Source organism: Flavobacterium sp. HTF (assembly GCF_003105115.1).
Taxonomy (GTDB): Bacteria; Bacteroidota; Bacteroidia; order Flavobacteriales; family Flavobacteriaceae; genus Flavobacterium.
In genome coordinates, this window is the sequence record NZ_QETH01000023.1 from 33,469 (window position 1) to 57,134 (window position 23,666).

The 23,666-nt window shown below is 32.5% G+C and carries 23 protein-coding genes; 6 read left to right on the forward strand and 17 right to left on the reverse strand.

The window, feature by feature from the left end; genetic code table 11:
- Window positions 1-44: 44 nt before the first annotated feature.
- The 7 genes from atpE to DCO46_RS09455 all read right to left on the reverse strand — a co-directional run bounded on the left by atpE (window position 45) and on the right by DCO46_RS09455 (window position 7,638).
- A complete protein-coding gene (atpE, locus tag DCO46_RS09420; RefSeq protein WP_165828897.1) occupies window positions 45-236 on the reverse strand; it encodes an ATP synthase F0 subunit C in 192 nt (63 codons plus the stop codon).
- A gap of 85 nt (window positions 237-321) precedes the next feature.
- Window positions 322-1,473: a F0F1 ATP synthase subunit A gene (gene atpB / locus DCO46_RS09425; RefSeq protein WP_116752304.1), complete on the reverse strand. Its 1,152-nt coding sequence runs from the start codon at window positions 1,471-1,473 to the stop codon at window positions 322-324.
- A gap of 568 nt (window positions 1,474-2,041) precedes the next feature.
- Window positions 2,042-2,269, reverse strand: a complete 228-nt coding sequence (locus DCO46_RS09435; RefSeq protein WP_116752306.1) for an AtpZ/AtpI family protein — start codon at window positions 2,267-2,269, stop codon at window positions 2,042-2,044.
- On the reverse strand, window positions 2,238-2,645 hold the full coding sequence (locus DCO46_RS09440; RefSeq protein WP_116752307.1) for a polymer-forming cytoskeletal protein: 408 nt from the start codon (window positions 2,643-2,645) through the stop codon (window positions 2,238-2,240). Before DCO46_RS09440 ends, DCO46_RS09435 begins: the two co-directional genes overlap by 32 nt.
- A gap of 4 nt (window positions 2,646-2,649) precedes the next feature.
- Window positions 2,650-5,262 carry a tetratricopeptide repeat protein gene (locus DCO46_RS09445; RefSeq protein WP_116752308.1) on the reverse strand — a complete coding sequence of 871 codons (2,613 nt, stop codon included), beginning with the start codon at window positions 5,260-5,262 and terminating at the stop codon, window positions 2,650-2,652.
- 87 nt (window positions 5,263-5,349) lie between these two features.
- Complete coding sequence (locus tag DCO46_RS09450) at window positions 5,350-6,045, reverse strand: ABC transporter ATP-binding protein (RefSeq protein ID WP_116752309.1); 696 nt, start codon at window positions 6,043-6,045, stop codon at window positions 5,350-5,352.
- Window positions 6,046-6,168: 123 nt separating this feature from the next.
- Entirely contained in the window at window positions 6,169-7,638 is a 1,470-nt protein-coding gene (locus DCO46_RS09455; protein WP_116752310.1) for a DUF5687 family protein, read from the reverse strand.
- A gap of 128 nt (window positions 7,639-7,766) precedes the next feature.
- Here DCO46_RS09455 and DCO46_RS09460 point away from each other — a divergent pair, with 128 nt between their 5' ends.
- Window positions 7,767-8,819 carry a ferredoxin--NADP reductase gene (locus tag DCO46_RS09460; protein WP_116752311.1) on the forward strand — a complete coding sequence of 351 codons (1,053 nt, stop codon included), beginning with the start codon at window positions 7,767-7,769 and terminating at the stop codon, window positions 8,817-8,819.
- A 67-nt stretch (window positions 8,820-8,886) separates the two neighbouring features.
- On the opposite strand, the gene DCO46_RS09465 is transcribed toward DCO46_RS09460, so the two are convergent.
- On the reverse strand, window positions 8,887-9,906 hold the full coding sequence (locus DCO46_RS09465; RefSeq protein WP_116752312.1) for a glycosyltransferase family 9 protein: 1,020 nt from the start codon (window positions 9,904-9,906) through the stop codon (window positions 8,887-8,889).
- 40 nt (window positions 9,907-9,946) lie between these two features.
- Complete coding sequence (locus DCO46_RS09470) at window positions 9,947-10,552, reverse strand: DUF4254 domain-containing protein (protein ID WP_116752313.1); 606 nt, start codon at window positions 10,550-10,552, stop codon at window positions 9,947-9,949.
- A gap of 113 nt (window positions 10,553-10,665) precedes the next feature.
- Here DCO46_RS09470 and upp point away from each other — a divergent pair, with 113 nt between their 5' ends.
- Window positions 10,666-11,319 carry a uracil phosphoribosyltransferase gene (upp, locus tag DCO46_RS09475; protein WP_116752314.1) on the forward strand — a complete coding sequence of 218 codons (654 nt, stop codon included), beginning with the start codon at window positions 10,666-10,668 and terminating at the stop codon, window positions 11,317-11,319.
- On the opposite strand, the gene DCO46_RS09480 is transcribed toward upp, so the two are convergent.
- A complete protein-coding gene (locus DCO46_RS09480; protein ID WP_116752315.1) occupies window positions 11,314-12,243 on the reverse strand; it encodes a DUF6427 family protein in 930 nt (309 codons plus the stop codon). The genes upp and DCO46_RS09480 overlap by 6 nt on opposite strands.
- 139 nt (window positions 12,244-12,382) lie before the next feature.
- Here DCO46_RS09480 and DCO46_RS09485 point away from each other — a divergent pair, with 139 nt between their 5' ends.
- A complete protein-coding gene (locus DCO46_RS09485; protein WP_116752316.1) occupies window positions 12,383-12,613 on the forward strand; it encodes a DUF6341 family protein in 231 nt (76 codons plus the stop codon).
- 43 nt (window positions 12,614-12,656) lie between these two features.
- Here the strand turns inward: DCO46_RS09485 and purD are convergent, their stop codons facing one another.
- Window positions 12,657-13,931: a phosphoribosylamine--glycine ligase gene (gene purD, locus DCO46_RS09490; protein ID WP_116752317.1), complete on the reverse strand. Its 1,275-nt coding sequence runs from the start codon at window positions 13,929-13,931 to the stop codon at window positions 12,657-12,659.
- Between the two features lie 133 nt (window positions 13,932-14,064).
- Here purD and DCO46_RS09495 point away from each other — a divergent pair, with 133 nt between their 5' ends.
- On the forward strand, window positions 14,065-15,375 hold the full coding sequence (locus DCO46_RS09495; protein ID WP_116752318.1) for a phenylacetate--CoA ligase family protein: 1,311 nt from the start codon (window positions 14,065-14,067) through the stop codon (window positions 15,373-15,375).
- A 41-nt stretch (window positions 15,376-15,416) separates the two neighbouring features.
- Window positions 15,417-15,944 carry an ORF6N domain-containing protein gene (locus tag DCO46_RS09500; protein ID WP_116752319.1) on the forward strand — a complete coding sequence of 176 codons (528 nt, stop codon included), beginning with the start codon at window positions 15,417-15,419 and terminating at the stop codon, window positions 15,942-15,944.
- A gap of 198 nt (window positions 15,945-16,142) precedes the next feature.
- On the opposite strand, the gene DCO46_RS09505 is transcribed toward DCO46_RS09500, so the two are convergent.
- Window positions 16,143-16,910, reverse strand: a complete 768-nt coding sequence (locus tag DCO46_RS09505; protein WP_116752320.1) for a glycosyltransferase family 2 protein — start codon at window positions 16,908-16,910, stop codon at window positions 16,143-16,145.
- A 34-nt stretch (window positions 16,911-16,944) separates the two neighbouring features.
- Window positions 16,945-17,928: a UDP-glucuronic acid decarboxylase family protein gene (locus DCO46_RS09510; RefSeq protein ID WP_056207444.1), complete on the reverse strand. Its 984-nt coding sequence runs from the start codon at window positions 17,926-17,928 to the stop codon at window positions 16,945-16,947.
- 188 nt (window positions 17,929-18,116) lie between these two features.
- On the opposite strand from DCO46_RS09510, the gene DCO46_RS09515 reads away from it, so the two are divergent.
- Window positions 18,117-19,193, forward strand: coding sequence for a glycosyltransferase (locus DCO46_RS09515; RefSeq protein ID WP_116752321.1), 1,077 nt, complete (start codon window positions 18,117-18,119; stop codon window positions 19,191-19,193).
- Here DCO46_RS09515 and DCO46_RS09520 read toward each other — a convergent pair.
- The 4 genes from DCO46_RS09520 to DCO46_RS09535 form a co-directional block, all read right to left on the reverse strand.
- Window positions 19,170-20,399, reverse strand: coding sequence for an O-antigen ligase family protein (locus DCO46_RS09520; protein WP_243416284.1), 1,230 nt, complete (start codon window positions 20,397-20,399; stop codon window positions 19,170-19,172). The genes DCO46_RS09515 and DCO46_RS09520 overlap by 24 nt on opposite strands.
- Window positions 20,400-20,436: 37 nt before the next feature.
- Entirely contained in the window at window positions 20,437-21,501 is a 1,065-nt protein-coding gene (locus tag DCO46_RS09525) for a hypothetical protein (protein WP_116752323.1), read from the reverse strand.
- Between the two features lies 1 nt (window position 21,502).
- Window positions 21,503-22,585, reverse strand: coding sequence for a glycosyltransferase (locus DCO46_RS09530; RefSeq protein ID WP_116752324.1), 1,083 nt, complete (start codon window positions 22,583-22,585; stop codon window positions 21,503-21,505).
- Between the two features lies 1 nt (window position 22,586).
- The coding region (locus DCO46_RS09535; RefSeq protein WP_116752325.1) for a polysaccharide biosynthesis C-terminal domain-containing protein at window positions 22,587-23,666 on the reverse strand (1,080 nt) is incomplete at its 5' end.

Sequence of the window (23,666 nt, forward strand, 5' to 3'; positions counted from 1 at the left end):
TAGTTACAACCAACCGTTGCAACTATTGTTTTTTTGGATTTTAATTAAGATGCGAATAACGCAGCGAAACCAATACCTTCAATAAGTGCAGCAGCGATAAGCATAGCTGTTTGGATTTTTCCAGAAGCTTCTGGCTGACGAGCGATAGCGTCCATTGCTGAACCACCGATTCTACCAATTCCTAATGCTGCTCCGATTACGATTAATCCTGCTCCAACGATATTTGGAATTTCCATAATATATAAATTAAAAATTAAACATTCAATTTGATTTTAGACTTTAGATCTTAGATTCTTGCAAATCTGATTCTGAAATCTAATTTTAATGATGACCTTCTTCGTGATGATGCTCTTCTACTGCTGAACCAAAATAAAGTGCAGACAGCATTGTAAAAATATAAGCTTGTAAAAAGGCAACTAAAATTTCAAGTATAGAAAGCACAAATGACAATCCAAAAGATAAACTGCTTCCAATCCAGCTTTTAAAGATAAACATTAATCCGATAATACTCATTAAAACGATGTGACCTGCAAAGATGTTAGCATACAAACGAATCATTAATGAAAATGGTTTGATGAAAACTCCTAACAATTCAATCGGAGCCAAGATAATTCTCATTGGCTTTGGTACTCCCGGCATCCAGAAAATGTGACCCCAGTAATTTTTATTTGCTGTAAGATTTGTAATTAGGAAAGTAAGGATTGCTAATGAGAACGTAATTGTTAAGTTACCTGTCGCATTAATTCCCAGTGGTGTTAATCCGAAAATATTTAAAAACAATACAAAGAAAAATATGGTCAATAAATAACTCATATATTTTCTGTAATGTTTTACTCCAATATTAGGAATAGCAATTTCATCTCGGATGTAAACTACTAATGGTTCAAAAATTCTACCAGCACCAGTAGCAATTCCTCCGTTTTTAGCGTACGATTTAGCAAGGCTAGAAAACAAGAAGAACATTAATAAAGCAGCTGCGAAAATAGAAACTACTGTTTTTGTAATTGAAAAGTCTAAAGGACGAACATTTTCAGGGTGACCTGTTTTTTCATTTTCAATTATTTCTCCGGAAGCATCTGTTCTGTAGATTTTTCCATCATGATGATTAATCGCATAGTAGCTTCCTTTTGATTCTGCTGCTGTGTGACCATGATTAAATTTAGAAGAAGAAAAAATATGCAAACCATTATCCCAGATAATTACTGGTAATGGAAAACCATAATATTTTCCAGTTACATCATCCTGAGTAAAAGTAAAATCATGAGAGTCTAAAACGTGGTGACCTACAAATGCTTTAATCTTAGATTTTACATCTGTTGGCTCTGCTGCATGATGCCCTTCTGAAACAGCTCCATGAGCTTCTTCAGTTTGAACATGCGCTGAGTCCTTTTCAGTATTTGAAAAGCTCATTAGTGGAAGACAAGCTACTAAAGCTGCAAGAATAAATCTGAGTGGTTTGTTTGAAATCACCATATCTGTGGAAATTCTTATTTTTTACGTTTCTAAAATTTGGTGCAAAGGTACATTTTTTATTAATATTCAAAAGGATATGAAAAATTATTTTTGAACCTATTTTTACAGAATCGCTAATTTAACGCTTTTCATTTAATAATCGGGCAGTTAAAAGCGTCTCAAATAACAAAAACAAAATAAATGTTATAAAAAAATTGATTTTTTCGAAACGGATGTTGTGAATAGTGTCTGATAAAATCGGCCGCAAAAATATATACGCCACAAACATTTGAATAAATGTTCCTAACATGAAGAACATTCCGATACTGTCAAATTTATCTTTTTTAAACCTTAATATAATTACAAGCAGTATTGTCGCCAATATTAAAAAGATTAGATACAATGCTTCAAGACTATAATGAAAGTTTAGGTCGTTAATCTTAAAAACAAAAAAAGCTGCCTTATGTAGTATATAGGAAGAAAAGGCAATAAGATATAAATGGAAAATGAGCTTAAGATTTTTTAAAAACATTTTTGAATAATTTTCTGCAAAGATGCACTATTTTTCAAGAGTTTTTTTAAACGCAGATTACTTCGTTTTATTGATTTCGTTTACCTGTCGAATCACATTATATAAGGCGAGCGCCACACCAACCATTACAAGGATCTTGTTGTAGTATACTTTTTCGCTTGGGTGGTTTTCATCCAGCCAGCTTCCTAAATAAGAAAACAAAAAAATAATCGCACCCATTTGTATCGGAATATTAATGAGTGCGATCCATTTATTACGTTGGTTTTTGTTCGGTTCCTTTTCCATTTTTTTCTGAGGTTTCTTTCGAAGTTGTAATCATGGTACAAGTTGCCGTAAATTCTGCTCCTGGTTCGATTGAAAGTTTTCCGACCAAAACTTCTCCGTGTATTTTTGCAGTAGATTTTATATTCAGGATTTCGAGTACTTTTATTTTTCCGTCAAATTCACCTTCTATATCTGCATTATTACAGATAATCTCTCCTTTGACTGCGCCTTTTGCTCCGATTACGAGCTTACCTTGTGAAGTAAAATTTCCTATCAATTCGCCATCCAATCTAAAATCGGCTTTTGAGACAATGTCTCCAACTATAGAGGTTCCTTCTACAATTCTATTCGTTTTTCCTAACAGTTCCGTACCGGGTTTTTTAACTTTTTCAAACATTATATTATGGGTTTTTGGGGGCTAAGTAGGCATCAAGATTTTTCTTGATTTGAACGATTTTATAATTTTCGCTCGAAATTATAATCGCCTGATTTGAGATTTTATATTTCTTATCATCTCTAAAAACACCGGCAATATCATTCGCATAAGCTTCAGATTTTAAACCATGTATAACTAAAAAACTTTCGGTTTTATTGTATTTATCAAAAGAAGTTGTTAACCTTTCGAAATTTTCAACCAATAAAAATACTCTGATTGCTTCTTCTATTTTTTTAACTGTTTTTGTATCGTTATTGGCAACCGGATAAATAATTTTCCAATTCTTATTGTCGTTTGTCGTAAAATTAAGTCTCTCCAGAACCGGAACTTGTTTCTCTAAAAGTTCGCGCGCATTTTTTCCTTCAACACTGTTAGGATAATTATCTGCCACTGCTTCCAACCCTTTTTTATAGGCTGCCAAACCATTTACTTTTCCTAAAGTATTGGCTTTTAATAATTCATATTTAGAAACAATTTCATCTCCGGAATACTGATTGATTAAATTATCAATATTGTCCAAAATGGTGTTAAATTGTTCTTCTTCGAAAAGCTTATACCATTTTTGATATTCCTTCTCAGGAGATGCCAGGTCTTCACTATTTGTTTTGTTTAAAATTTGGGCATATCTTGAATTCGGATATGTTGCTGTAATGTTAGCTTTTATAGCCTGTGCTTTTGCCGGATCTGTAATTTCATAAATTTTATACAAATTGTACATGGCCGGTAAAACCAGTTTTTCTTCCGGATTGTTTTTTAATAACTGCTCTAATTTATCGCTTGCTAATTTATTTTCCTTAAACTTTTCTTTATAAATAAGACCTAACTGATAGTAAGCAAAATTGCGCTCCTTACCAATACCGTCCATTGCTGTTGGTGCTGTCGGAAGTTGTTTTTCGTAAAACGCCGTTGTATACTTTTCTATAACTATTGAATCTTTTACAACGTTTAAAGAGTCCTGATTGATCTCGGATTCTTTTAGCAATGCATCATCGTTTGCTGCTTTCGCCGAAGCCATTCTCCAGTAACCTCCTAAAATCCTGTTGCCCCATGTTTTCTTAAATTGCAGTTTACCATAAGCAACTGTCGTTGGGTTATAAAAATAAAATGTACTTACCGGATCATTTCCTGTAGGCGGATTATAGGCTCCAACTCCCGGAGGACTGCCCGGTTGAGATTGAGGGTTTACTGCCGTTGGGTCACTGTCAGCTTTTGTATTGCGTTCTATATTTGCCAGTTTTTCTTTTTGCTTTTCTTCAAGGATTCGTTTGGCTTCGTCTTTCTTTTTTAATTCTGCTATATAATTTTCAAAATAAACTTTTCTCTCGGGAGCAGGTAGACCATATACTTTTATAATACTGTCATTGCGTTTTGCAATTGCTTCATATTTTATAACATCGTCAAGGTTTTTTCTGTTTTTTTCAATGTAGACAAACTCTCTTGTTTTGGGATCTAACTTTACTAATGTACTGTCATAATATTTGGCAGCCATAGTATAGTCTGTATCTTTAAAATACATATTACCAATATTACGATAAGTTGAAGCTGCCAGATAAGGATCTTTGGGTTTTCTGGCTAATGATTTATTATAAAATTTCAGGGCATTTTCTTTTTCTTTCTTTTTATCATAAAAGACTCCCATTTCATACAACAAAACATCATAATAAGGTCTGTTCTCCCGATCTGCTGTTAATTTGTTATAGGTTTTTAAAAATATAGTGTCGTTACCATTTTCATAATCATACAACTGAGCTTTTTTCGCATAAGCGTGCATCATATATTTTCGGTCAGCCTTTCGGTTCATATCAATAACTTCGTCGAAAAAATAAATTGCGCTGTCTTTTTTTCCCTGCTCCTGATACATTTGTCCTAAAATAAAACGGTATCGGGCTTTGTCTTCGTTTACACGACTAAAATCTTCGGCAATTCGTAGCTTCGCAACTGCACTGTCTTTTTCTTCTAAATTTAAAAAAGCTTCAGACAACAAAGCATTTGCATCAGAAAATGTCTGTTTGTCTAAATCGGTTTTCTTTAATAAAAGCTTGATGTTTTTAATAACAATAGCATCATTTCCTAAACGCATATTGGTTTTTTCGCGCCAGATTTTTGCTGTGTAGATATTACTGCTGTTTGGGTATTTGTATAAAATATAATTGAATGCTTCTAAAGCAGGAATAAAACGCTGATCGTAGTATCTGGCTTTTCCGAGCATTAAATACGCTTCATCTATCTGATAGTTTTTTTCCCTTCCACCAATATTCATGGAGTGTTTTTGAATGGCCTTGGTCGCTTTTGTTTCTGCTTTTTCAAAATCAGGATTTTTTGCTTTGTTTTCATCAGCAAAATTCTCATCAAACTGCATTTTTTCAATCGGTAATATTTTCCAGAAATTATCGTGATTGTTGCCCTGAATAGATTGCAGTCCTTTGTCTAAACCAATACCGCCATTGTACAAAATATTATACTTCGTACTTAACGCATGTGAGTTACGTGACAAAAAAGTGTTTTTTTTGGTAGAACAGGCTATCAAAAAGAAGAGAAACACAATGAAAAAACTATATTTAAGAGTAATCTTTTTCAATTGAAAGAGTTTAAATCATTTAACTTCAAAATAAGATTTTTAGTATAATAACTTGTAAAAATACGCTTCTTTTTGTTATTTATAAACTTAAACTGAAAAAAACAATTCCAGTTCCTGTAAGGTTTCTTTTGATGTCTGAATATCTTTTACAATTTCACCTTTACTTAGTGCAACTATCCGGTCGCAAACCTCAACAGTATGTTGTAAGTCATGACTGGAAACAAGAACCGTAACATTTGGATCGTCAGCCAGTTCTTTGATAATTTTTTTTAACCTGCTAACCGTTGTCGGGTCCAGATTAGCAAAAGGTTCATCTAAAATCACCACTTCCGGATTACCAATAAGCGTTGCAATTATGCCCACTTTTTTCTGATTTCCCTTTGATAAATCCCGTAAGTATTTTTTGTTTTTGAGAATTTCTCCATTAAAAAACTCTTCATGTTTTGTCAATAAAGCATCAATATCAGCTTTATTCTGATGGCGTAAATCTCCAATAAAATAAAAATATTCTTCAGGGGTTAAATATCCGATAAGGAAACTTTCATCTAAAAAAGAACCCGTAAAAGATTTCCAGTTTTCACTTATATTTACCTGAATTTCATTGCTTTTAATATTTCCCGTTGAAGGCTGGATCAAATCTAAAAGCAAACTGAAAAAAGTTGTTTTTCCTGCTCCGTTATTTCCAACCAATCCGAAACTCTGGCCTTTTGGAATTTCAAGATGATCGATATTTAAAACTGTTATATCGTTATATTTTTTTGAAAGCTGGCTTACCTGTATCATATAAATTTTAGATTTTAGTCCCGAAACTTCGGGATTGATTTTAGATTAAAAAATCTATTGTTTGTTGCTGAACTTAAATTTGAATCTGATAAAAATTATCAAATTGCCACATTCTCTAATTATTTAATTCTTTTGCTTATAAGCACTTATTGTACTGTATTTTTCTATTTTGTATCTTTTTTCTATTAACGAAAAGACTTTATTTCTTAATACAAAACCTGTAACTCCAACCAAACCAACGAACGCTAAACCAAGATTTGGTCCATTAATTTTAAAACCAATCCAATATAAAACTATTGGAAGTAATAACTTAGGAATCGTAAGCAACATTACATTTATATTGAACGCTTTTTTATCTCCAAAAGCACCGCTGGCCGAAGATAAATCAATTGGCGTTTTTGTATATGCGCCACCTAAGAGCACCAAATGGGAATTGATGCCAATATTATAAATCGCACCTACAACAATTATGATATAATAATGTAATCCGAAATAAATGTAAAAAGATGCTGCGATTGTAGATATAACTGTTGCAATAACTATTAGCCACCATTTTGAAGTAATATATCCTCTGTAGGGAATATTTTGAGTCATCATAAGCTGGTAATAGGAACTGTCCCAGCTTGGTACAAATTGTCCGAAAGTAAATAAAAATCCTCCTGAAACGAATATGCCGGCAAAAATATGCATCGTAGGGTTGTCATATGTTTCTATACCACCGGAAAAAAATAAAAATCCGTAAAACAAAAAAACCACACTCATTAATATGGTCATTTTTGATCTCTTATTTCTTTTAATCAGTTTAATATCGTTTTTAAGAAATGTTCCTAAAGTCCCAAACTGATTTAGCCAGGAAAGGTTTTCTGTTGTCGCGATATCTTCTTTTTTTGAAAGTCCGGCATCCAGATACAGATTGTTTTTAAAATATCTGAATGTAAAAACATACAATCCAATTAAGACAAAAACCGGAATAAGAAATATCCATTTTGTAGCATAAAATCCTTCAAAGAAAGGTGTCGTAAAAGTAGTTACATCAAAAATCTTATAATATTGTGCCGCACCCAGCGCCAAAATTAGCACGATGAAAACCACAAACAATTTGTCAATATTACTTAAAATTATGTTTAGAAAGTTGTTGATGTAAACTAATGAAAAAGCAGCCACAAACCACAAAACAACACTAACAGCATCATAACCTTCTATAATCAGAACCACAGAAAAAGGGAAAAAGAAAAAGGCATGAACCCAATTAAAAAAAGACAAAACTGTTTTGCCCAGTGAGAAGTAAACAATGGTTGACTTTTTGAAAGGCAAAACCAGCAACGGTTTTATATTCAGAACAGGAATGGCCTGCATCAATAGCCGAATTACCAAATCGGATAAAAAGTAATAAATCAAAAATCTGTTCACTGTAATCAGCGGCTCCATATTCATCTTTTTTAGAATATAAAATGCCCCTACTCCCATTCCGATAAAAATAATCGAAAAATAAATCATCAGAAAACCTATTAAAATTTTCATTGCCAGGTTTGCTCCAAACGACGCAGATCTGGTAAAGGCTTTCCATTCAAGATAAATAAACTTTTTAATCATGGTTATTTGGTTTTCAGTTTTATAGTAAGAGATCAAATGTATGCAAACGTTACAAAAAAAGTTAAAAAAAAATAATTAGTAAGTGTCAATTAGCTCTTGTTTGCTACTTTTGCAGAAAATATAATATCATGCCTTCATTCTTAAAATTAATAATTAAAGAGGTTAAACGCGAAACTGCCGATGCCGTTTCTGTACTTTTTAATGTTCCTGAAGAACTAAAACCGGACTATAAATTTATTGCCGGGCAATATATAAATTTAAAATTAACTCTTGATAATCAAGAAATAAGACGTGCTTATTCTATTTGCTCAGCTCCAGAAAGCGGCGAATTGAGAATTGCTGTCAAAGCTGTAAAAAATGGTTTGTTTTCGCAATTTGCAAATACAAAATTAAAAGCCGGAGATGTTCTTGAAGTTGGGCATCCTGAAGGAAAATTTACCTTTGAACCAGACGCTGAAAGACAAAAAAATTATGCTGCTTTTGTGGCAGGAAGCGGAATTACTCCTGTGCTTTCTATCATAAAATCAGTTTTGAAAAGTGAACCAAAAAGTTCATTTGTATTGGTTTACGGAAACAAAACGCCTGACGAAACTATTTTTCATCAGGAATTACATGACCTGCAGCTACAATACGTAGGCCGTTTTTTTATACATTATGTTTTTAGTCAGGCTAAAGCCGAAAATGCTTTGTTTGGCCGAATCGAAAAATCGGCGGTAAATTTTGTGTTGAATAACAAACACAAAGAATTAGAATTTGATAAATTTTTCCTGTGCGGACCTGAGGAAATGATTAATACTGTTTCTGGTATTCTGAAAGAGAAAAATGTAAAAGAATCGGCAATTAAGTTTGAACTTTTTACTTCTTCTACAGAAGAACATGAAATTAAAGCTTCGCTTGAGGGGCATACAAAAATCACTGTTTTGGTAGATGATGAAGAAGTATCTTTTGAGATGTCTCAAAAACAAACCATTCTTGACGCAGCATTAAAAAAAGGAATTGATGCTCCGTATTCTTGTCAGGGCGGAATTTGCAGTAGCTGTTTAGCCCGTATTACAGCCGGAACTGCAGAAATGACTAAAAACTCCATTTTAACAGATAAAGAAATTGCAGACGGATTAGTTTTAACTTGTCAGGCGCATCCAACATCAGAAACTATTTATGTAGATTTTGATGATGTATAATCTTCGTTAAATTTAAAGTATAAAAAAATCCAAATTCCAGTTTTAAGCTTGGGATTTGGATTTTTTTTTATTGGATTTTCTCGATTATGTTTTGAATTCTTTTCACTACTTTCTTTGGTGAAATAGTTCTCATTGCATCTTCATATCCCTCTACTATTTTATTTCCGTAAACAGAAGTTGGGAGTTTTGGATATATATTTCTATCTGAAACTAACGTATTATCAGCACTTTGACTGAATGGTAAAAATCCGGCATAAGGATGCGTAGCGCCCCAAAGCGTAATCACTTTTACTCCCAGCATCGCCGCAATATGAGCATTTCCTGAATCCATAGAAAGCATGACGTCCAGATTGCTAATCAATTTTAATTCCTGCTGAAATTTAATTTTTCCTGCAACATTTATCACATTTTTAAAAGACGCAGAAAGCGAATCCAAAATTTCAATTTCTTTCTTTCCTCCTCCAAAAAGTAAAATGGTATGATCTTTATTTTCTGATAGTTTTGCAATAACTTCCTGCATTAAATCTAAGGGATAAACTTTAGAATCGTATTGTGCAAAAGGTGCAATCCCAATTAGTTTTTGATAATGTTCTCCAACTAAATCGGTAATCTCGGCACTTAAAACTGCTTTTTTTGGAAATTCAGGATTCGTCAGATCCAAAGGAAAACCAAGTTCTTCAAACACTTTTGCATGCCTTTCGAACATGGTTGGGAGCTGTTTGAATATCTTCTCTTCGTGTCGTGTTAATTCTTTTTTTCCGTCGCGTCCTTTGTCAACTGTTGCTCTTTTTTTTCCGCTTAAAGCGAAAAGCAAACTCACAACTTTAGATCTTAACACATTATGAAGATCTGCAAAAGCGTCTATTTTTAATTTTTTTACATCCGAATATAAACGCAAAAGCCCTAAAAATCCTTTGTGGCGATTTTTTTCATCAAAAGCAAAAAAATCCAGATTTGGAATTCCTTCAAAAAAAGGTTTAAAAAATGGGCGGGAAATTACTGTGACTTTTACTGTCGGATATTGTTTTACAAAAGCACGTAAAACAGGAACCGTCATGGCGACATCTCCCATTGCGGAAAGTCTCATGACGGCTATATGCTTAATTCTATTGGACAATTCTGCCAAATTATTTTTTATTTTGATATAATACCGGGTTCAGGTCATCATCATTGTACATTTTCATTTGTTTGTACACTTTCATGAATTTATCTCCATTTTCGATATCTGTAAGTAATTCTTCAATTGCAGTAGACAAGTCGCTTCTTTGCTCTAAAAGAATATTTAATTTTTCCTGGCATTTATCTCTGTGTTCCTGCGAAGCCTCGGCACGTGTAGCTTCTTCCTGCATATGATAAATTTTTAAAGCCAGAATAGACAATCTGTCAAAAGCCCATGCCGGACTTTCTGAGTTGATTTTTGCTCCGTCTTTTGCTTTTACATTACTGTATTTTTGCAAAAAATAACCGTCAATATATTCAACCATATCCGTACGTTCCTGGTTAGAAGCATCAATTCTTCTTTTAAGTGTCAGAGCTGCTACAGGATCAATTTGCGGATCACGAATGATATCTTCAAAATGCCATTGCACTGTATCAATCCAGTTTTTTAAATACAATAAATGCTCAAACTTATCTTTTGGATAAGGATTATTTATTGGCTGGTCAACGTTATCAAATTGATGATAATCTTTTATACTTTGTTCGAAAACTGAATATGCTAATTTTGAAAACATGTCTTTATTTTTTATAGACACAAAGATACTTTTTATACTTTTATAGTGCGAAAAAATCCTTTGTTTTTTCGTTATCAACAACAATTACAAGTTAATAATTATAAAAACACATTATGAAAATTCATTATATCTCTGAAAATAACAGCATCTTAAATCATTTTTTAGGGCAAATCAGAAACGTTAATGTACAGAACGACAGTATGCGTTTTCGAAAAAATATAGAGCGGATTGGTGAAATAATGGCGTATGAACTAAGCAAAAGTCTATCTTACAAAGACGTAGAAATTAAAACTCCGCTTGGTATCAAAAAAACGACTGAGATAAGTGAGGATCTGGTTTTGTGTTCTATTCTGCGTGCCGGTCTGCCTCTTCATAATGGCTTTTTAAATTATTTTGACCATGCAGAAAACAGTTTTGTTTCTGCTTGCAGGCATCATCCGAACAATGATGATTATTTTGAAATTTTGGTTGAATATCAGGCTCTTTCTAACATCAATAATAAAACGGTTTTGCTTCTCGATCCCATGTTGGCAACCGGTCAGTCTATTGTTGCTGTACACGAAAAACTGGTTCAGAATGCAACTCCAAACGAAATTCATATCGTTGTGGTCATTGCTGCTCCTGAAGGAATTGCCTATCTGGAAAAAAGTCTTCCCGAAAATTGTCATTTATGGGTAGCTTCTCTGGATGAAAAACTGAACGAAAAAAATTACATCGTTCCGGGTCTAGGAGATGCAGGTGACCTTGCGTATGGAAGTAAATTATAATTGAGAGAAAAAAGTAAACAAACTACAGGCAATTAGTACATAAAATACAATATCGTTATTTAGTCTTTTCTGCATATATTCTACATGACTTGCTGCCATAATTGTTAATGGTGCAATACTAAATAGCAGTAAATCATTGCTTTTATCCGGTGAAATAAGATAAACAAAAACGGCTATAAAAAAGCAGGCTATAATTTTTTTATACGATGAATGCACAATTTGCGGTCTGTTTGATAAGGTTGTCAGCATGGAAAATACAAAAAACAGGACAACCGCAGCGTAAATTGAGAGTGCACCGTTTTCATAATTGTTTTTGAAATAATCAATACTAAAATCTACTGTAGCACGCCTTTCGAAAAAATTAATGGCGTCAATATGGAAGATTAGTGATATCAACAAAAAGATAACCGCGACAGCCATAAGCGCTATAAAAGGCAAAACCCAGTTTCTGTAATCGCGCGAAACGTGAAAAATGATCGATATGAAAACCAGTATCAGAAACAAAATACACCAAAACTGAAATAAAGAAGCTATTAAAATCCAAAAAGAAGCATCGAATATTTTTTCTTTTGAGGCTTTTAATGACTGAAGTGAAATCAGTCTTCGCAGTGCCAGTAAAATAAAAAAGTTGGCATATATTACATTTGGATTATTAAATATTGTCGGAAAAAATAACAGCAGCAATAAATAGAAAAAGATCGAATAACCGTTGTCTTTACTGAGCCCGTTCTTTTTTACTATGAAATTCACCAGGAAAAACGAAGCAAAAACAAAGCACAAAAGACTCATTTTCTGAAACGCCAAAAAGGAAGAACTCACCCATGAAGGTTCCTGAATTTGATAAAGAAAAAAGAAAACCAGTATCAAAATTACAACCAATGAATAATTTAATGGTGTAGATTTTCTAAAAACACTTGTTATCATAAGGATATTTTATACTTTTGTGATTGTAAATATAATACTTGTTTAAAAGGAAACCCAACAAGTTGAAAAAGATTCTATCAATTGAATTTTGTTTTCAATGCGTTACAAAATAATAAATAACATATAATTTTATAAAATTATGAAAGCTTTTTTTGAAGGAATACAATACTTATTCGTTGATATTTTGTTTGCTCCACTTGACTTTTTACGTCATTTAGAATTAGTTACCTGGTTTGGTGCAAATACTATCAACTGGATTTTTATGATCATCTGCTCATGCGCAATCGTTTATTGGATTAAACAATTACGCATTTTTGATGATGCCGGAACAGAAAACCAAGATACTACAGCTCATTCATTTTTAAAATAATAAACCAAACCCTTTAATTAAAAAGGGCTGGTGAATTTATTTTTTAAATTAAATCGAAGCCGATATCTTTTCTAAAATACATCTTATCAAAGCTTAGTTTATCTATGTTTTGGTAAGATTTTTTTATGGCCTGCTGGAAATCGTCTCCATATGATGTTACTGTCAGTACACGACCTCCGTTACTTAAAACATTTCCTTCTTCTAATTTTGTTCCTGCATGGAAAACGATAGAATCTGTAATGTTTTCTAAACCTGTAATTACTTTTCCTTTTTCGAAATCTTCAGGATATCCGCCGGAAACAACCATAACTGTTGTAGCGCTTCTTGGATCAACTTCCAATTCAAAAGAATCTAATTTCTGATCTGCAACAGCTAAAAATAATTCTACCAGATCAGATTTTAATCTTGGTACCACAACCTCAGTTTCAGGATCACCCATTCTTACATTGTATTCAATAACGATTGGCTCATTTTTAACATTGATTAAACCAATAAAAACAAATCCTTTATATTCGATTCCGTCTTTTTGAAAACCTTCAATTGTTGGTTTTACAATACGTGTTTCAATTTTTTCCATCAAAACAGCGTCAACATAAGGAACCGGAGAAACTGCTCCCATACCACCTGTATTTAATCCTGCGTCTCCTTCACCAATTCTTTTGTAATCTTTTGCGGTTGGAAGAATTTTATAACTTTTTCCATCCGTTAAAACAAAACAGCTTAATTCGATTCCGTCCAGAAATTCTTCAATAACAACTTTAGAACTTGCTGCTCCAAATTTTGAATGAACAAGCATGTTTCTTAATTCTGTTTTAGCTTCTTCAAGATCCTGAATAATCAAAACGCCTTTTCCTGCCGCTAATCCGTCTGCTTTTAAAACATAAGGTGGCTCTAAAGTTTCTAAAAACTCGCATCCTTTCTCTACCGTTTCCGCAGTGAAACTGTCATAAGCTGCAGTTGGAATATTATGTTTCATCAGGAATTCTTTAGCGAATTCTTTACTTCCTTCTAGTTGTGCGCCTAATTTTGATGGCCCGATAACCGGAATATGTTTTAGGCTTTCATCGTTTTTGAAAAAATCATAGATCCCTTTTACCAAAGGATCTTCCGGCCCAACGACTACTAAACTTATTTTTTCCTCTAGTACAAGTGTTTTAATTGCATCAAAATCGGTTGGAGCTATGGCAACATTTGTAGCAATACCGGCAGTTCCGGCATTTCCTGGTGCAACAAAAAGTTTTTCGCAAAGCGGGCTTTGAGTCATTTTCCATGCAAATGCATGCTCTCTTCCGCCTGATCCCAATAGTAAAATTGTCATGTGTCGTTGTATTTAGTTGTGGTGCAAAAATAATTGCTTTTGCACGTAAAAAATAATTAAATCTTAAAAAGTTCTGGATTCTGTACTGTTAGTAATTGTATAATATTATTTTTGATGAAAATTTCACCTCCAAATGATTACTCTTTTTGATATTTCGCTTCAATTAAATGGTTTTCCGATTAAGAAAGCAAAAGCTGATCTGGATGCAATTACCCAATTAACTGACGAAGAATTTATGTTATTTCTTCAAAAGCAAAAAGACGAAATTGTTGATTTTCATTTGAAAAATAATCTTTTTTATAACGAATTAGTTGGTGATAAAATTGCACCCAAATGGGAAGATCTTCCGATTCTAAATAAGCAAAACCTTCAAAAACCTTTGGAACAAAGACTTTCTAAAGGCTACACTTTAAAGAATGTTTACCTCAACAAAACCTCAGGTTCCAGCGGAACTCCGTTTGTTTTTGCAAAAGATAAATATTCTCATGCCTTAACGTGGGCATCTAATATGATGCGTTTTGGGTGGTTTGGAATCGATTTTAATCATTCTTACCAGGCACGGTTTTATGGAATTCCAATGGATTTTATTGGATACCAAAAAGAACGTTTTAAAGATTTTTTGAGCCGCCGTTTCCGATTTCCGGTTTTTGATTTATCAGATGTTGTTTTAGAAAAATTTCTGCAGAAATTCAAAACAAAAAAATTCGATTACATCAACGGTTATACAAGTTCTATCGTTTTATTCGCCAAATATTTAGAACAGAAGAATATCAATTTAAAAGAAATCTGCCCAACTTTAAAAGCCTGTTTTGTTACTTCGGAAATGCTTTTTGAATCGGATAAAAAACTTTTAGAAAAACAATTTGGTATTCCGATTATCAATGAATACGGGGCTTCAGAATTGGATTTGATTGCTTTTGAAAATCCTAAGGGCGAATGGCAGGTGAATTCTGAAACACTTTTTGTAGAAATTTTAGACGAAAATAATAAGGTTCTCCCTTACGGGGAAGAAGGCAAAATTGTGATTACTTCGCTCTTCAACAAAGCAAATCCGTTTATCAGATATGAAATTGGCGACATTGGAATTTTAGATGAAAAAAGCAAGCCTCAAAAACCAATTCTAAAAAAATTAATTGGCAGAACAAATGATGTTGCAATTCTTCCAAGCGGGAAAAAATCACCCGGCTTGACCTTTTATTACGTTACCAAAAGTATCATTGAAGACGACGGAAATGTCAAAGAATTCATAATTAAGCAAACAAAATTAGACACTTTTGAAATTGAATATGTTTCAGAAAATGGATTGGATTCAGAACAAATTCAAAAAATAAAAGAAGCTATCGATTTATATCTGGAACCCAATTTAAACTTCACTTTTACCCGAAAAACAGTTTTAGAAAGAACCAATCGCGGAAAGCTAAAACAGTTTAAGTCGTATTTATAAATATAAATAAAATCTTACATTTGTTTTCTAATTAAAAACTTATGGAAGATCAATCTTTACTTTCTGAAGAAACAATTTCTAATAAAATATATTTTATCCGTGGTCAAAAAGTGATGCTTGATCGTGACCTTGCGTTACTTTACGGAATAGAAACTAAAGTTCTAAAACAATCTGTAAAAAGGAATTTGTCTAGATTTCCCGAAGATTTCATGTTTGAACTAGATAAATCAGAGTTTGAGAATTGGAGGTCACAATTTGTGACCTCCAATTCTGATAAGATTGGTTTACGATATGCACCTATGGCTTTTACTGAACATGGCGTTATGATGCTTTCAAGCATTTTAAAAAGCGATAAAGCCATTCAAACCAATATTCAAATTATGAGGATTTTCACGAAAGTGAGACAAATGCTTCTCGATACAACAGAAATTAAAATTGATATTTTACAGATTCAAAAGAAGTTAGAAAATCATGATAAAAATATTGAATTGGTATTTTCGTATTTAGATGAATTAACTGAGAAAAAAGAAAATGAATCTGAAAGAGTAAAGATTGGTTATAAAAAATAATTCTTTAAGATCACAAATTGTGATCTTAAAAACTTGATATCACAAATTGTGACATCAAGTTTGCAATAAAATTTTGTAACAAACTTGATAAAAATTGGAAATTACAAATTGCGACCTCCAATTCTAAATGAAATTCTTCAAGGTCACAAATTGTGACCTTGAAACTTGATGTCGCAAATTGCGACATCAAGTTGAACTTTAAATCTTCTTTATATACTTTGGTTTGATTATCAATTGAGTAAACAAAAACCTCATCATCAATAAAACAGAAAAAACGAGATTATATTCATGGAATTCCCTGTAAACTCCAAAGTTGTGTTTTATCAATTTAAATTTTGATGATGAAATAGAATCTTTCCTAATTCTGTAAAATGCTAAAGATTCCGGGATTGCTTCTGCTGTTTTTATTTGTTTCAAAATGGTTAGCCACAATCGCCAATCTTGTCTTTTTTGAGAAGATTCTAATTTGATTTTTCCAAAAAATTCCGCGTCGTAAATAGCAGTTAAATTTCCAACGTAATTACAGAAAAATAGCTGGTTATAAGTCAATGGTACCGGAGTTTCAACTCTTCTTTTTAAATCATTTCCATCGTCATCAATACAGTCATAAAAACTAAAAGTAAACGGCAGATTTTTTGTTTTTAAAAAGCGAATTTGTTTCTCCAATTTTTCAGGAAACCATAAGTCATCGGCATCCAAATAAGCAATGTATTTTCCTGAAGCTTTTTCTAAAGCTATATTTCTTGCAAAACCGTTTCCTGAATTTTTTTCTAATCTGAATAATTTGATTCGGTTGTCATTTTGGGCAAATTGCTCAATTATAGCAACCGTCTGATCAGTTGACGCGTCATCAACCAAAATCATTTCCCAATTGGAAAAAGTTTGATTTTGAACCGATTGCAAAGTTGCTCTAATGAACTTTTCAGTATTGTATGTCGGAATTAAAATAGATACTAAATCGTTCATTAGATTTAAGATGCTTTCAGAAATGTATTATTTCTTATTTTATGTAACTAGAAAAATCTTTGTGTTCTTCTTTTGATAATTCTTCTTTTGATAGTGACCTGAAATAATCATACGTAATTTTCATTCCTTCAGAACGGCTTACTTTTGCTTCCCAGCCTAATAATTCTTTTGCTTTTGTTGTATCCGGCTGACGCTGCAAAGGATCATTTATTGGCAACGGATGATATACTACTTTTTGATTTGTTCCTGTTAGTTTTATGATTTCTTCGGCAAAATCCTTAATCGTGATTTCGTCCGGATTTCCAATATTTACAGGATAAACATAATCAGAGTGCAATAATCTGAAAATCCCTTCTACCTGATCATCTACATAACAGAAAGAACGAGTTTGCATTCCGTCTCCAAAAATCGTTAAATCTTCTCCACGAAGTGCTTGTCCGATAAATGCCGGAATTACACGTCCGTCATTTAATCGCATTCTTGGTCCGTACGTATTAAAAATACGAACGATTCTGGTTTCTACTCCGTGAAAAGTATGGTACGCCATTGTTATCGATTCCTGAAAACGTTTTGCTTCGTCATAAACACCGCGCGGGCCAATTGTATTTACGTTTCCGTAATATTCTTCCGTCTGTGGGTGAACTAAAGGATCTCCGTAAACTTCAGAAGTAGAAGCAATCAAAATTCTCGCTTTTTTTACTCTTGCCAAACCTAATAAGTTATGCGTTCCAAGCGATCCTACTTTTAAAGTCTGAATCGGAATTTTTAAATAATCAATCGGGCTGGCCGGTGATGCAAAATGCAGTATATAATCTAAATCGCCCGGTATGTGGACAAATTTGGTAATATCGTGATGGTAAAATTCAAAATGTTCTAATTTGAATAAATGCTCAATATTTTTAAGATCTCCGGTTATCAGGTTGTCCATTCCGATGACAAAATAACCTTCTTTAATAAATCTGTCGCACAAATGCGATCCCAAAAATCCTGCAGCTCCGGTGATAAGTATTCTTTTCATATTTGATTTTATTGAATATTTTTCGGATTATCTTCTTTATTAAAAATCCTGAGAAATAGCCACAAATGTAATAAAATATCTGGCCTTTTGAATGTCATACAAAATCATATTTTTTGAAATAACTTTACTATTTGCTGATTGTATGTAAGCATATTTCTCTATTTTTACTCACAATTAAACATCCAGTTTTGAAAGTTGTACATATTATTGAAGCTCTTGGCGGCGGAGTTTATACCTATTTTAAGGATTTATCTGATTTCTTTGGAGATGATGAACAAAATAGGGCTATCAAAACAACAATCATTTACAGCGGAAACCGAAAGGAAATTGATCCTGAAAACATAAAAAAGGATTTTTCAGACGGTGTTGATCTTATAGAAATCAATATGACCCGGGAATTTTCTCCTATCCAGGATTTAAAATCAACTTTTAAATTATGGAAGGAACTCAAAAAAATCAATCCTGACATTATCCACCTTCATTCTTCAAAAGCAGGTGTATTGGGTCGAATTGCACATTTTTTCTTATTCAGCAAAAAGAAGTTGTTTTATACTCCGCATGGTTATGCATTTCTCCGAACGGATATTTCTTCTTTTAAAAAGAAATTGTACTGGCAGATTGAAAAAATGATTCAGCAATTATTTGGCGGAACAACGATTGCCTGTGGTGATACGGAATATGAAATTGCAAAAACAATTGGAGATTCAAAATTGGTACGTAATGGTATTGACATTGATTCCGTTGCTGAAAGTTTTACTGTTCCCAAAAATGAAAAAATAACGGTTGGGATCATGGCCAGAATTACAGCTGCAAGAAATCCTGCCCTATTTAATAAAATTGCTTTACGATTTCCTGATTACCATTTTGTGTGGATTGGCGATGGCGAATTAAAACCCTTAATTACAGCTCCGAATATAAGAATTACGGGCTGGATTACTGATCGGAAAAAAGTTCTAAAAGAACTTAATAACATTGATATTTATATGCAGATCTCGCTTTGGGAAGGTTTGCCTATTGCTGTCCTTGAAGCCATGGCTTTACAAAAACCTGTGATTGCAACCAATATTATTGGTAACAAAGATGCCGTTTTACACAACCATACGGGCTTTCTATTTACTGAAATTGATGAACTGGATCAATACTTTGAATTCCTGAAAGATCCTGAAAACAGAATGATTTTTGGAAAAAATTCACTTGAAAGATGTAACGATTTATTTGATAAAGACAAAAATTTTAAGGATTTAGTCCTTATTTACAACCAATAGTTTTTCCTGCAACCAAAAGCTTCCAAAAACGGAAAACCAAAATCCGCTAAAGGCTATTCCATCAAAACGAAGTAGAAAATCATCCATGAAATTTGAGGTCAAAAAAATTATAAAAAACGAAAGTATTAAAGCGTTTTTTAAATCATAGCCCAGATAACCTATTGTAAAAATATAAAGTACAACAACCAAAGGCCCAAGAATACCGAACTTTAGTAAAAAATCAAGAAACTGGTTGTGCGTCGGAAATTCATATTTAGCCAAAAACTTTTGATTGGTTTCCTTGTAGTATTTGTTTAGTTCCGGTTTTCCATCAGAAGCGCCAACTCCAAAAGGAAGATTGTTTAAAGACAATTCCCAAGCCGATTTCCAAATGGAAACTCTTGTTACAAGCGAATTAAAAACTTTGCTTTCAGGATGATCGATTTCGTCCAGTTTTCCGATTTTATCCATATAGGCAAAAGATACCGATGAATATTTTTCTTTCATGTAAACATCTTTTTTCACAAAGAAAAACAAAATCCCTCCCAACAAAATAAAAAGAGATATAGCTGTCAGAATAATCGTTTTTGGTTTGATTTTGGTTTTAATCTCCAAAAACAAAACAATCAAAAACCCTATAAAGACATTAATTAACGCCATCCTCGTATTGACAAAAAGTACAAAGAAAAATGACAACAGAAATATAATTATTCGGGCAATTTTTAGTGTTGTTTTTTCCTGGTTTTTAAAACCTGCAAAAACAAAATAGAATGCGCAAACTGACACAAAGGCCAGGTGCATATTGAGCGCAGGTGCGTGTATTCCGATCGTATTTGAAAACTCATATCCCATTTCCCATAAATGAACCCCGTTTAGATATTTGTCCATTAACTCCGGAAATAGGACATTAAACCTAATAAAGAAAAACAACAGGATTAAAGTTGTAGCAATGATGTATGTTTCTGCCAATTTTAAAAAATTGACGCGTTGATAATTACCAATTATAAATAATGGAAAAACCAATAATGATGTACTTTTTTCTATTGCTTTGAGTCCTTTTGAAAATGAATCGTTATTCCAAAAAAGCAGTAATTCTAGTATAATTGGCGAGGCAATACAGGCCATTAAAATTAAAGCTGTTTTGGTATATTTTAATTTCCTGAAGAAGATCAGATTAAAGACAGCAAACAAAATAATCAGCAATGAACACGGTTTCCTGAAAATCATGGCAACGGCAATGAAACACAAAAAAATGTGAAATATTCTATTGAAGTTCTTTTCGGAAATGTTCATAGTATAAGGCAAAATAAATTAATGGAAAAATACCGATTTTATGTCTGACCGCCGATCCTAAATCAGGCTCGAAAACACCCTGCACAATGAAGAAAGAAAATATAATAAACAAAATAAGAAGTTCGTATTTATAATCTTTTCTTTCTTTTAAACACTTTGAAAAACGGACTAATAAAATATAAAACAGCAAAAGCTGCCAAATGATAAACAGTATTATCTGAGGCGAGAAAATATGTTTCAGGCCATTTACGGGAACATTTACAATAAAAAAACCATAAAAAACGGCTATTGTTTCTCCATACCAGGTATCTGGTTTCACAGGTGAAACAATCATTGAATTTGCATCTGCAGATCCCATTCTGTCTTTGTTTACCAATTCACGGCTCATTTCAGAAAAATGTTCTCCTTTTACAATTCCGTAGCTTAAGGATAAAAAAACAGCGATTAGTAAACCATAAAAAATAACCGTTACTGTTTTATTTTTAAAATTAATAAAACTTATGAGATACATTCCGCCGGCAATTATCGGAATTAAAGCAAAATAAGGACGATAAAGGGCGCCAAAAACAAATAACAATAATATTGTTGTTATTATGGTTTTCTTAAACGTGAAGCGCTTATTCCTGCAAATAAACACAATTGGCGTAACGAATAGAAAAGTAATAAATTCTTTTGATGGCATCGCTATAAAAATAGCAATCATGAAAATCCCTAAATAAACTAAAATGTTTTTGATGCTTATTTTTTCAAAATCATCGGGGATTCCTATTTTATAAAGAACAAACATTAATATCGGAAACTGTATAAGCGCAATTACAGGAAATGGTAAGTAACGTAACCCTGTAACTTTATAAAATAAAATGGTTAACGGATAGCTTCCAAGAAATCCAATTTCGCCAAATTTATCATATATAATAATTGCAGAATCATAAAAAAACTTGGGTGGTAAAATAAAAAAAGAAGCAAATGCAACAACAAGATTTGCCATTGCAATAAGAAGAAATGCAGCTGTGCTTTTTTTTATCAAAAATGACATTCTAAATTATTGTTTTATATAAGTTAATATGTTTTTCTACCATCATTTCTATATCAAATTGTCTGGCTCTTTCTTTACCAGAAGCAACTGTACTTTTGTAAAAGTCTTTTTCATTGATTAATTTCTTAATAAAAAAAGCAAGTTCGTCCGCGTTTCCTTTTTCAAATAAAATACCTGCTCCTTTTACATTTATCATTCCGGGAACATCCGAAGCTACAAAAGGCAATTCTGAAGCCATACTTTCGATTGCAACCAAACTAAAACCTTCTCCATTTGTACTTAAAACAGATATGTCTGCCGTTTTTAAAAGTTGTGGCACATCTGTTCTGTTTCCCAAAAAAACAACTCTTTTTGTCAGATGAAGTTGTTCTGCTAAATTTTCGCAATTTTCTTTTAAAACCCCGTCACCAACAAATATAAGTTTAATATTCTCCGGTAAATATTGCAATGATTTTATGACTGTTTCCTGATCTTTATGTTTATTAAAACTCGCAATATGTATTAGCAAAATATCCTGGTTTGTGAATAAACCGGAGACTTCATTTTTTGCATATGGCCGGGCATCATATATGTCTTGAAGCATGACTCCATTTTGTATCACTACAATTTTAGATTTTGATTGTTTTAAATGTTTAGCAATTATTTCATAAACATCTTCTGTGATGCAAACAACTCTGTCATAAAATTTATAAATAAACCGGTCTATTATGCTGAGAAAAAAATTATTTATACGAGGGTTGGTTGTGCTGTGTTCTGTAACGATTAATTTAATTTTAGATAAAGAAAATATTTTAGCAAAAACAATCCAGTATTGGGATGGAAATAAGTGAACATGGGCAATATCGTATTTTTTTAAAAAGGGTATTATTCTAAAAACATTAAACGGATTATATGCCACAGAACCAACAGAATAAATAGTACCGCAATTCGTATTTTTCAGGATTTCTAAAAAAGGAGTGTTCTTTCCGTTTAGTAATAATAAGTCCGTTTCAATTCCTTTCTTATTATAAATGGGAATTGTTTCTAAAAGCAACTTTTCTGCTCCTCCTGTGTCTAAACTATTTATTACATGGAGTACTTTCATTTTAATTCAAAAAAACTTTCATTTTATCTTTCCTGTAAATCACTATTGCTGAAACAAAATTCCAGAAAAAAGAACTCGAAACAAAGGCAACTGCAGCTCCGGACATTCCGTAAACAGGAATTAAAAATAGGTTTAAAACAAAATTAATAACCACTGCCATAATCAAAATAATCTGGTAAATATGCTGTCTGCCGGTCATATTCAGGTACACGGAAGCGGAACCAAATGCAGAACAGACTCCCTGACCAATTATTAAAATCAGAAAAGCCTGTTTGGCTGCTATATATCCTTCACCAAAAAATGATAAAATATAGTCTGAAAAAATACTCAGCAGTACAATTACCGGAAGTGTTATACCAAAAATTGTCCGGGAACTGTTCCTTAAAATCCTGGCTAATTCACTTCTGTTCTGATCCGAAAAATGTTCTGAAATTTTGGCTGAAATCGTAATGTTTATTGTAATAATGATAATCGAAACGATTGTCATCAATTTAACTCCAACCGAGTAAAAAGCAACTGTTTCATCGTTACGGTATTTTTTCAAAAACAGGATATCAAAACTCATCAGTAAAAACAGCGCCATTCCACTGATCGCAATGGGATATGATTTAAGAAAAATCTCTTTGTATGGGATTTTTTCTGTCGAATTTTGTTTTTCTGCTTTATTAAAATAAATAAAAACAAAAATGGAACTGATTGCTGCTAAAGCAACAAATCCGATTAAAAATACATCTACCAGCCAGGTTTCTTTTTGATAATAAAATAAAGCGATTGATCCTAAAATTAACGGAACATACTTAATAATGTTCCGAAAAAGTTCGGCAACAATTAATTTATCTAATACCCTAAAAATCTCTGTATTTAACATCGATATTCCGGAAAAAAATAATGCTATTGATGACTTTAGAATTATAGAATAAACATCATTATCCGAAAAATAGTTGTTTATCGTTTTTTCATCAATTATCAGAATAATTATTAAAGCCGTTAATGATGCCAAAAACAGCATCACAACCATTTTTGAATATATGTTTTTTAATTCTCCTAAAGATTTTTTACTGGCCAGCCTTCCTTTAAAGTA